We start from the raw sequence: 10,194 nt of genomic DNA on the forward strand, positions 1-10,194 counted from the left end.
CTCTTCGGGCATATCACCGGGTGTCTTCATCGTGAGAGTGCACCCGCAGCCCGGTGATGTCCGCCACCGCCGCGCCCTCGACCAGCATCCGGTCGGCTATCGCCCAGCGCAGCCGCCTGGGCAGATCAGGTGCGAAATGGGTGAAGTAGGCGTACAGCCACTCCGCGCGCCCGGCGAGGAAGGGGAAGTCGGTGCTCATCATCGGCCGCAGCACCAGCATCGGCACCGGGGCGTCCAGCGGGCGGAAGTCGCGATTCCACAGTCCGGGAACATCGCATCCGGGATAGAACTGGCCCAGCATGAAACCCTGCCGGACCGCATCGGATTTCCAGGCCAGATGCGCCGCGTCGATGCGCTCGTAGTGCGTCAGTCCCGGAAAGAGGGTGACCAGCGTGAGCTGCCGGGCCCGGTCCGGGTGTTCGGCGCACAGGTGGTGATACTGCTCGAGCGCATCGCCCACGATGCACCGCAGATCCGCCGTGCCCAGCCGGTCGCCGCCCGTGGCCAGACCCGCCCAGAGCAGATCGTGCACCACGCCCGCACGCACGAACGGGCAGACCGGACCCTCACGGCCGAGAGCGGGATGCGGTCGCATCAGATATCCGTCCACCCATCGGGTGAACGCGGCCGCGCCGGGGTCGGACCGGTCCCAATCCGCCCGGTCCCGATACACCTGTCGCCACTGCATGCCGGTGCGACTCCCGGTCCGCACCGCCCGGCCGGGACCGGCCTCCGGCACCTCCGGACGGGAATGCCGATGCGCCGCAGGCTCTTCGGCCGCACTCATGCGGGCGCCCCGGCCAGCTGCGCGGCCAGCAGCGGGCCGATGATCGGCACCACATCGGAATTGGTGAGCTGGGCGTGCACGGCCGGTACGGGGTGCTCGATCAGCGCACCGGTCACATACGGCCGCCACAGGTCCGCACCGAGCGATGCGGTCACCCCGCGGGTAGCCGAGAAGTACAGCAGATCACCGTCGTATACGCCCGGACGGTAGCCGTGCGACAGGCGCACGCATGCGACATAACCGCGATGCAGCCGGGTCAGTTGTGCCGCGGTCAGACCCGCGCCGAAACTAGGCCCGGCGGAAGCCAATTCGGCCGCTGCCTCGGCGGCGGTGAGATCGGCGAGCGCATCACCGTCCTCGGGCTCGTCACCGAGCAGATGGGTGAGCAGATCACGCATCCGGGGCGTCGGCGGAGGTGGCGAGCCCGCCGGAAAGACGATGCTGTCCAACATGGCCAGAACCGCTACGGCACAACCGCGTTCACGCAATCGCACGGCGACGGCATGGGCGATCTGACCACCGAGCGACCAACCCAGCAGATGGTACGGACCCTGCGGCTGAATCCGGAGTATGTGCGCCACGTAGCGCTCGGCGAGATCATCGATCGTGACGGCCGCATCCGGTTCGCCCTCCGGGGTGAGCCCCTGGAGGCCGAAGACCGGACGATCGGTGACGTATCGCGCCAGTCCGGCATAACACCAGGCCAGCGGCACCGCGGAATGAATGCAGAACAACGGCGGCGCGGCGCCGCCACGGCGCAGTTCGAGGACCGCGTCGAGCCCGTCCTCGGTCTCCGGGCCGCCCCGATGACCGGCGATCCGCTCGGCCAGCTCGGCGACGGTCGGGCCGGTATACAACCACCGCACCGTCACCGGCGCACCCGTCGCCGCGGCCAGATCGGCCGAGAGCGTCACCCCCAGCAGCGAATTGCCGCCCAATTCGAAGAAATCGTCGTCCAGACCGACCTGCGGCACTTCCAGCGCGGTGGCGAAGCGCTCGGCAACCCTTTGTTGCAGAGCCGTTTCCGGTGCGTGATAGGGGCGGCTCACCGGATCCGGGACCACGAGTGCGGCCCGGTCCACCTTGCCGTGTGCGGTGACCGGAAGCCGGTCCAGGCTGACCAGTTGCGCGGGCACCATGGCCGGGGGCAATACCTCGCGCAGGTTCGCGATGATCGCCGCGGCGTCGGCGTCGGCTCCCCGGGCCACAACGACATAGCCGATCAGCCGAGGTCCCGAAGGTCCGTCGGCGACGGTCACCGCCGCCTGCGCCACCTGCGGCGAGGCGGTCAGCGCGGCCTCGACCTCGGCGGGTTCGATCCGCCGTCCGCGCACGCTGAGCTGCTCGTCGGCACGGCCGAGGAATTCCAGCGTCAGATCCACTTCCGCGCGTACGAGATCCCCTGTGCGATAGAGACGTTCACCCGAATGAAAGGGATCGGCGACGAATCGTTCGGCCGTCGCCCCCGGTCTGCCCAGATATCCCTGTGCGACACCGGGACCGCCGAGATACAGTTCGCCGCGGGTGCCCGGCGGCACCGGGCGCAGGGCGGGATCGAGCACCAGCGCCCGCACGCCCGGCAGCGCCCGCCCGATCGTCACCGGACCGCTGGCACGCAACGCCTCGGATTGGGTCGCCATCACCGTGGTCTCGGTCGGCCCGTACCCGTTGAACAGACGCAGCGGGGTCGCCCAGCGGCGCGCGAGTTCGGGCGGGCAGATCTCCCCGCCCACCACCGCCACGCACAGACGGGGCACCTGATGCGGCTCGAGCGTCGCCAATACCGCTGGTGTGGTGAGGAAATGGGTGATCGCCGCGCTGTTCAGCAGATCCGCCAGTTCCCGTCCGGCGATCACCGACGGCGGTTCGATCACCAGCCGGGCGCCCGCCGCGAAGGCCGCGAGCAGTTCGAGCAGATGCGCGTCGAAAGAGGGCGCGTGCGCGTGCAGAACACGCGAATCGCGGTTCACGCCATAGTGTTCGACCAGATGGTCGCTCAGCGCCCCCAGACCCTCGTGGCCGACGACGACGCCCTTCGGCGTTCCGCTGGTACCCGAGGTGTAGATCAGATAGGCCGGATGCCGCACGTGCAGCGGACGTCGCCGATCGGCATCCGAGACCGGATGGCCGTCGCGTCGCTCGACGCGCGCCACGGTCGCGGGATCGTCCAACACCAGCCAGTCCACCTCAGCGGGCAGCTCATCGCGCACGGCTTGCACCGTAATCCCCAGGCGTGCACCGGAATCCGCCGCTATCGCCGCGATCCGCCGAGCCGGGTCGGCCGGGTCGACCGGGACGAAGGCCGCACCGGTCCTGGTCACCGCGCAGACCGCGAGCACCGATTCCATCGACCGAGGCACGGCCGTCATCACGAAAACTCCGGGCCCCGCGCCGAATTCGATCATCTCGCGCGTCCAGCGGTCGCACAGCCGGTCCCATTCGCGGCCGGTCCAGGTGCGCGCACCCGCCTGCACCGCGATCCGGTCGGGCGCACCCCGGAAGCGCAGCAGATCCGCCAGCACGCGGTCCGCGCGAACCGGCGGAACCTCCGGCGGCACCCGCGGCTCGTCCAGCGTGCGGACGACGCGATCCGGCCCGGCGGCAAGGAATCGGTCGAAGTAGTCGAGGAATCGCTGATGATGCCAGGTCAGCGCCGCTTCGGAGTACAGCGCCGGATTGGCCTGCATGCCGATGGTGGCGCTGTGTTCATCGGCTCCGAGCTGATAGCCGTTGACGAGCAAATCCTCCACCGGCCCCAGCGACAACAGCCGCACCTGACCGGTCACTCCGCCCATTCGCAGCGGTTCGACGAAGCCGAGCACGTTGAGCACCGGGCCGAAACCGCCTCGGGCCACCTGTGATTCGCCGCGATCACGCTGCATGTCCTCGTACCGATAACGCTGATGGCGCAGGGCGCCGATCACCCGGGTCCGGACCTGACCGAGCATCTCGTGCACCGTCAGGTCGCCGATGCCGTTGAGCCGCAACGGAACCACATTCGACACCGAACCCGCCGATCGGCGCAGCGCCGCGGTCGGCCGGGCCGCGACCGGTAGCGACAGCATCACCTCGTCGACCCCGAGGGCTGCGGCCAGATAGCAGGACATGGCGGTGACGACCAATTCGGCGAAGCTGGCGCCGGTCCGCTCGCGCACGGCGGCAAGGTGTTCCGCGGTCGCGCCGGACAGCATCGCATCGACGCGGTGCGGGTGCGGCGCGGGGGTGGCCGAACGTCCCGCGAGCCCGGCCGCGTACAGCGGGCCGGACAGTTGCTCACGCCAGTACTCGCGGTCCGCGTCCGCCCGCACGGAGTTCTGGTACGCGCGTTCGTCTTCCAGTAGTTCCGGTATGGTCATGGGCCGCCGTCGGTCCGAGACCGATTGTGCGGCAGAAGTTTCCTTGTTCGCATACAGTTCGGCCGTGCGACGCAGGATCGCCGCGGCCCCGACGCCGTCGAGCACCATGTGATGGCTGCGCAGATACAGCAGGTGCCGCCCCGCATTCACCCGGTAAACATTCGCCACGGTGATCGGCCCCGCGACCAGATCGACCGGTGCGCCATGGTCTTGTTCCATCGCCGCGCGGGCCGCGCCGACCGGATCGGGATGATCGACGAGGTCGTGCACGGGCACGGCGCCGAATGCGTCGGGGTCCAGGATCTGCCGCGGCCCACCCGGCCCCGGAACGAATCGCACATGCGGGGACTGCAATTCCCACGCCGCGCGCGCTATCGCGGACCGCAGCACCTCCAGGTCGAGCGGTCCGGTCAGATCCAGGTACATGGCAACGGTATTGGGCACGTCCGGATACAGCTGCTGAGCCACCCACCAGCGCAATTGGGCGGCCGACAGCGGGAATTCACCGATGCCGATCCCGGCTGACCGCACTCGAACTCCTCGTATCCCGACCCATTGGACGATTCTGGGCAAACCTACGGCATTCGTCGCGATGTACGCGAGTAATCCGGGCGGGTCATTCGTTTCCAGGACAGCATCGGCCGCATCCGGATACCGGATGCGGCCGGGTGGAATATCGCTCCGCGCGTGCTCAGCCGCGCTCGCTCGCCTCCCGCAGGCCCCGCAGATCGATCTTGGACATACCGTTCAGCGCAGCGCCCACCGCGGCGGCGTGCGCACCGCCCAGCAGGACCGGCAATTCGGACGGTACGACCTGCCAGGACAGCCCGTGCCGATCGGTCAGCCACCCGCAGGGGCCGGGCTTGCCACCCGCGGTCAGGGCCGCCCACAGCCGATCGACCTCCTCCTGACCGTCCACGACGACCTGAATGGACACGGCGTCGGTGTGCGGATGCCCGGGACCCCCGTTCATCAGCGTGACCGCGTGACCGGCCAACTCGAGCGTCACGACGAAAACCGAACCGTCCTCGTGACGGGTGATTCCGGTAATACGCGAGCCCGGAACCGTCGCGGTGTAGAACTCGGCGGCCTGCTCGGCCTCGCTGTCGAACCAGATGAAGGTGCTGACGCTGGTCATGATGTGCTCCTCGGGACGATGTGAACCTGCTGTCATCCTTCGGTCGGAGCCGCCCGGCCCGATTCGACACATCCTCGCCGATCCCCCAGAGTTCTTTTCACACCCCGCACAACCGGTCCAGCGCCGACTGACTCTCCTGGTCGGCCGCCCGGTAGATCACCAGCCGCTGATCCGGATCCTGCAACGGCATCAGCACCTCGAATTGCACGGCCATCCGGCCGACCTCCGGATGCCGCAGCACCTTGACGCCGCGCCCGTTCACCCGCACATCGCGCTGATCCCACATGGTCGCGAATTCCGTATCGGCAGCGATGAATTCGGCGATCAGATCGGCCAGCACCTGATCCTCGGGATGGGCGGCCCAGGCCGCACGCAGATCCGCGATCCCTTCGCGCAGAATGGTTTCCCGGTCGACGTAGAACCCATCCCGCATCCGCGGATGCATCAGGCACATCCACATCGAATTGCGCTGACGCGGCGGCAACTTCTCGAAATCCACCAGCACGCGCGACATTTCGTGATTCCACGCCAGAATGTCGTAGCGGTGGTTGACCAGCATCGCCGGCAGCGGCGCGAGATCCGCCACCAACCGGATCAGCGCCGGGTCGGCGGTGGTCGCGGGCTTATCGATCACCGGTGCGCGCTGCTGCGCCAGATCGAACAGATAGGCGCGTTCATCGGGCGCCAATCGCAACGCACGGGCCAGCGCCTCGAGCACCTCGGCCGAGGGGCGCAGGCCGCGGCCCTGTTCCAACCGCACCACATAGTCGGTGCTGACCCCGGCCAGTTCAGCGACCTCCTCGCGACGCAGGCCCGGGGTGCGCCGGGACTGCCGGCGCTGTGGCAGGCCGAAATCGCGCGGGTCCAGACGTTCGCGCCGGGCACGCAGAAATGCGGCCAGTTCCTGGGTGGTGTCCACGGTGTGCGTCATCGCCACCGATTTTACGGCCGGGTAGGACCGGCGTTCCTAGGCAAAACCTTCCCTTAACCACGCCCGCCCCACGCAACAGACTGGTTCTCGACATCGGAACACGAGTACAGGAGAACAAGATGTCCCTCACCCTGGACACCTATCGGCTGCTGGGACGTTCCGGACTGCGGGTCTCCCCGCTGGCCCTGGGAACGATGACCTTCGGCGCGGACTGGGGCTGGGGCGCCGACACCGACGACGCCCGCAAGCTGTTCGACCGCTACGTCGAGTTGGGCGGCAACTTCATCGACACCGCCAGCGCCTACACCAACGGCAGCTCCGAACGTCTGCTCGGCGAATTCACCCGCGACAACCGCGACCGTCTGGTGCTGGCGACCAAGTACACGATGCTGCGCAATCCGACCGATCCCAATTCCGGCGGCAACCACCGCAAGAGCATGGTCACCTCGGTGGAATCCAGTCTGCGACGGCTGAATACGGACTACATCGACCTGCTGTACCTGCACGCCTGGGATTTCACGACGCCGGTCGAGGAAATCCTGCGCGGGATGGACGATCTGGTGCGCCAGGGCAAGGTGCTCTACGTCGCGATCTCCGACGCCCCCGCCTGGCAGGTCTCGCGCATGCAGGCCATCGCGGACCTGCGCGGCTGGTCACCGCTGATCGGGTTGCAGATCGAATACAGCCTCGCCGAGCGCACCTCCGAACGCGATCTGATCCCGATGGCGGCGGAGCTGGGCCTGGGTGTGATTCCGTGGTCGCCGCTGGCCAACGGCGTGCTCACCGGTAAGTACAGCGCCGCGGACCTGCAGGGCGAGGCGATCACCTCACCGGAGGGCTCCCGCAAGAGCGTCGCACTGGCCCAGGGTTCGCTGACCGAACGCAGCCTGCGCATCGCACAGGTCGTCCAGGAGGTCGCCGCGGATCTCGGCCGCACGCCCGCCCAGGTTGCCCTCGCCTGGACGCTGCGGAACCCGGCGGTCACCGCCCCGATCATCGGCGCACGCACACCCGATCAGCTCGAGGACAACTTCGGCGCCCTGGACGTCGAATTCGACCCCGGCCATCTGGCCCGCCTCGACCAGGTCAGCGCCATCGACCTCGGGTTCCCGCACAATATGCTCACCCGCGATATGACCCGCACCGTCATCCACGGTGACCTGAAGGTCCAGACCCGCGCCTGAGGATCCATCGGTTCCGTACCCCGCGCGCCTTCCGCTCCGGCAGACCGTGCGCGGAGTACCACCGCATTCACCGAGTGCGGCAGAGCACCGCGCACTCCATCGGCTCGGACCTGCCCACGTAGCCCTCACAGCCGAGGGCGGCGAGTGGAGATGACACCCGTCCGACGCGCACATCGGATTTCTTCGGCCTCGGACAACACCGTTCGGGGCACGCCGCACCCTGCGCTCACGCCGCGGTGCGCAGCAGATCCCGTACGGCGGTGTGGTATCGACTCGCCAGAAGCCGAACGACAGCGGGATGGATGCCGATGGGTTCGGCGACGCCGTCCGCACCCGCGGTGTGCAGGCGCTGGTGGAACAGGCCGTGGGCGAGCAGATAGGAGGCGATGAAGACGCGCCGGGAGCCTGATTCACGAAGTTCCGCAACGACTTCCGGGACTCTCGGCGATCCGGTGGCGACGTAGGCGATCCGGGCGGAGGTGTCCAATTGCGCGGACAGCAGAGTCGCGGCCCGTCGAACGTCGCGGCGGGCTCGGGAATCCGAGGAACCGGCGGCCGCGAAGACCACGGCATCGCCGGGACGCCAACCGGCCGAACGCAATCGCATGCGCATCACCCGAGCCAAGGCGACGTCGGGCCCCATGGCCGGGGTGACCGAAACCGACGGATGTCCGCTCTCGGTGACCTCGCGCGGAACATCCTGGTACACATGGTATCCCGAGGCCAGAAAGGCCGGAATCACCACGGCCGGAACGGATTCCAGATTCCGCAACACCTCCGAGGGCGCCGGTCCGAGCACGTCGACGAAGGCCGTGCGCACCCGGGGCGCCGAGATATCCTCGGGCGCACCGTTTCCCCGCAGTTCACGCGATACCGCCTCGGCCAGGTCGCCGATCATCCGCACGCCGCGAGCGCTTCTGGTGCCATGCGCGACCAGCACCAGAGCGGGCGCGCTCACCACACTCCCGCCAGCGGTGCCGGATGCGCCGGACGCCGCGGCACGGCGGACCCGGCGACGGGCGGACGCGGATTGTTGTCCACACACTCGGCCGGATCCATGGCCAGCCGATAACCCCGTTTCACCACGGTCTGAATGACTTTCGGCGCACCGAGTCCGGCGCGCAGTCGCGCGATCCCGGTCTCCACGGCATGAGTGTCCTCACCGCCGCCGGGCAGTGCGGCCAGCAGATCCCCCCGGGACACCACGCGGCCGGGCTGGCGAGCCAGCGCCCGCATCAGGGCCATCGGCGCGGGCGCGAGCTGACGTACTGTTCCATCGACCACGACACAACCACCGCGCACGCTGATTTCGTGTCCGGCGGCGTGAATCCGGTTGGCACGCCTGGGAAGTTCCTCCGCGACGTGCCGGGCCAGCGCACCCAGACGCGCTCGCGCGGGCATCGTGGTGCTCACACCGAGCTCCTCGAGCGGTGCGGCGGTGATCGATCCGACGCAGGCGGCCAATACCCGGGTCCGCAGCGCGTGCAGCACAGCCTCGAGCAGTCCGGTCTCCTTGGCTCGCATGAGCATCGAAGCAGCCGCGGGCGCGCTGGTGAAGGTGATGCAATCCAGTCCGGCGGTGATGATCGACTCGATCAGCCGGTCCATCGGTCCCTGATCGTCCGGCGGGACCCAGCGATATACCGGCACGGGAACGACATCGGCCCCCGCGCAACGCAATACCTCACAGAAGTCGGGCACCGGCTCCCATTCCGTGGTCGCGCCGTGCAACTGCACCGCCACGCGCACGCCTTCCACACCCTCGGTGAGCAGATGATCGAGTACCTCGGCCGAGGATTCGGAGGCCGGAGACCACTCCTCGCGAAGTTCGGCGGCGCGGATGGCGCCCTTGGCCTTCGGCCCGCGGGCCAGCAGCCGGGTCGAGGCCAGCGTCGAACGCAACTCCTCGGCCAGACCCCAGCCCTCGGCGGCCTCCATCCAGCCGCGGAAGCCGATTCCGGTGGTGGCGACCGTGATCTGTGGCGGATCGACCGCCAATTGCCTTGTGACCCGCTCCAATTCGGTGTCATCCGCCAGCGGGATGATTCGAATGGCCGGGGCGGCAACGATAGTCGCGCCACGCCGGGTCAGGATCGTGGAGAGCTCATCGGCGCGCCGGGCGGCGGTGACGCCGACGGTGAATCCCTCCAGCGGGAGCTGTTCGTTCATGGGCAGTCCACCGGCTCGTTGGACACCGACACCAGCCCGTCGTCGACGCGGACCGCGTAGACCGGCAGAGCAGCGGCAGCGTCGTCCAGGCAGTGGCCGTCCAGCAGCGAGAAAGCCTGCTTGAGCAGCGGCGAGGCCACCACAGGCACGCCGGCGCGGTCACCGACGATGCCGCGCGACATCACCGCCGCGCGCCCGAACGGGTCGACGTTGCCGACGGCGTGGATGGTGCCGCCGGGTAGCAGGAACAGTGCGGCCTGCCGGCCGCCCCCGAGCAGCACAGCAACACCACGGCCGGGAATCAGCCGGTCGAGCCGGCAGGCCCGGGTCCAGCCGGTCGTCACGACGGGGGCATGTGCGGGTGTATCGATAACGGTCATCGGTAACTCTCCTCCGAACGCCTTACCTATTGGTACCGGCGCACTGTTTCCGCGCGATTACGCGCCTATTTCCCATCCGTGGCAGCACTGCGAGTTCCGCCTCAGTGTGTGACCGGAATCTCCGGAATACCCAGCAGCACCGGAACTTTGCGTTCGCCGGTGTCGTCGAACGAGATGGTCGGATCGGCCTCGTCAGGGGCGTTGACGAAGGAGACGAACCGCGAGAGCTTGTCCGGATCCTCCAGGACA

General features: G+C 68.5%; 8 protein-coding genes. 1 reads left to right on the forward strand and 7 read right to left on the reverse strand.

Annotated elements, in window-relative coordinates:
• Positions 1-13: 13 nt before the first annotated feature.
• The 4 genes from NV1_RS26945 to NV1_RS26960 all read right to left on the reverse strand — a co-directional run bounded on the left by NV1_RS26945 (position 14) and on the right by NV1_RS26960 (position 6,212).
• Positions 14-787 carry a DUF6875 domain-containing protein gene (locus tag NV1_RS26945; RefSeq protein WP_245713943.1) on the reverse strand — a complete coding sequence of 258 codons (774 nt, stop codon included), beginning with the start codon at positions 785-787 and terminating at the stop codon, positions 14-16.
• A complete protein-coding gene (locus tag NV1_RS26950; protein WP_067897175.1) occupies positions 784-4,674 on the reverse strand; it encodes a non-ribosomal peptide synthetase in 3,891 nt (1,296 codons plus the stop codon). The genes NV1_RS26945 and NV1_RS26950 overlap by 4 nt, the downstream gene beginning before the upstream one ends.
• A 160-nt stretch (positions 4,675-4,834) precedes the next feature.
• Positions 4,835-5,281 carry a VOC family protein gene (locus tag NV1_RS26955; protein WP_067897198.1) on the reverse strand — a complete coding sequence of 149 codons (447 nt, stop codon included), beginning with the start codon at positions 5,279-5,281 and terminating at the stop codon, positions 4,835-4,837.
• 97 nt (positions 5,282-5,378) lie between these two features.
• On the reverse strand, positions 5,379-6,212 hold the full coding sequence (locus NV1_RS26960) for a helix-turn-helix transcriptional regulator (protein WP_067897178.1): 834 nt from the start codon (positions 6,210-6,212) through the stop codon (positions 5,379-5,381).
• Between the two features lie 119 nt (positions 6,213-6,331).
• Here NV1_RS26960 and NV1_RS26965 point away from each other — a divergent pair, with 119 nt between their 5' ends.
• Positions 6,332-7,396, forward strand: coding sequence for an aldo/keto reductase (locus NV1_RS26965; protein WP_067897181.1), 1,065 nt, complete (start codon positions 6,332-6,334; stop codon positions 7,394-7,396).
• 226 nt (positions 7,397-7,622) lie between these two features.
• Here NV1_RS26965 and NV1_RS26970 read toward each other — a convergent pair whose 3' ends face one another.
• The 3 genes from NV1_RS26970 to nirD are packed head-to-tail and all read right to left on the reverse strand — an operon-like array spanning position 7,623 to position 9,945.
• A complete protein-coding gene (locus NV1_RS26970; protein WP_067897201.1) occupies positions 7,623-8,354 on the reverse strand; it encodes a sirohydrochlorin chelatase in 732 nt (243 codons plus the stop codon).
• The gene (locus NV1_RS26975) at positions 8,351-9,565 is read right to left on the reverse strand and encodes a uroporphyrinogen-III synthase (RefSeq protein ID WP_067897184.1); all 1,215 of its coding nucleotides are present in this window, start codon (positions 9,563-9,565) and stop codon (positions 8,351-8,353) included. Before NV1_RS26975 ends, NV1_RS26970 begins: the two co-directional genes overlap by 4 nt.
• Positions 9,562-9,945: a nitrite reductase small subunit NirD gene (gene nirD / locus NV1_RS26980; protein WP_067897187.1), complete on the reverse strand. Its 384-nt coding sequence runs from the start codon at positions 9,943-9,945 to the stop codon at positions 9,562-9,564. Before nirD ends, NV1_RS26975 begins: the two co-directional genes overlap by 4 nt.
• Positions 9,946-10,194: the final 249 nt, after the last annotated feature.

Origin of the sequence: Nocardia vaccinii NBRC 15922 (assembly GCF_001613305.1) — a bacterium.
Lineage (GTDB): Bacteria > Actinomycetota > Actinomycetes > Mycobacteriales > Mycobacteriaceae > Nocardia > Nocardia vaccinii.

Bases quoted from the DNA above. Each gene is read 5' to 3' on its own strand.
- nirD (WP_067897187.1), bottom strand. From the start codon at position 9,945: ATGACCGTTATCGATACACCCGCACATGCCCCCGTCGTGACGACCGGC.
- NV1_RS26975 (WP_067897184.1), bottom strand. From the start codon at position 9,565: ATGAACGAACAGCTCCCGCTGGAGGGATTCACCGTCGGCGTCACCGCC.
- NV1_RS26945 (WP_245713943.1), bottom strand. From the start codon at position 787: ATGAGTGCGGCCGAAGAGCCTGCGGCGCATCGGCATTCCCGTCCGGAG.
- NV1_RS26965 (WP_067897181.1), top strand. From the start codon at position 6,332: ATGTCCCTCACCCTGGACACCTATCGGCTGCTGGGACGTTCCGGACTG.
- NV1_RS26955 (WP_067897198.1), bottom strand. From the start codon at position 5,281: ATGACCAGCGTCAGCACCTTCATCTGGTTCGACAGCGAGGCCGAGCAG.
- NV1_RS26960 (WP_067897178.1), bottom strand. From the start codon at position 6,212: ATGACGCACACCGTGGACACCACCCAGGAACTGGCCGCATTTCTGCGT.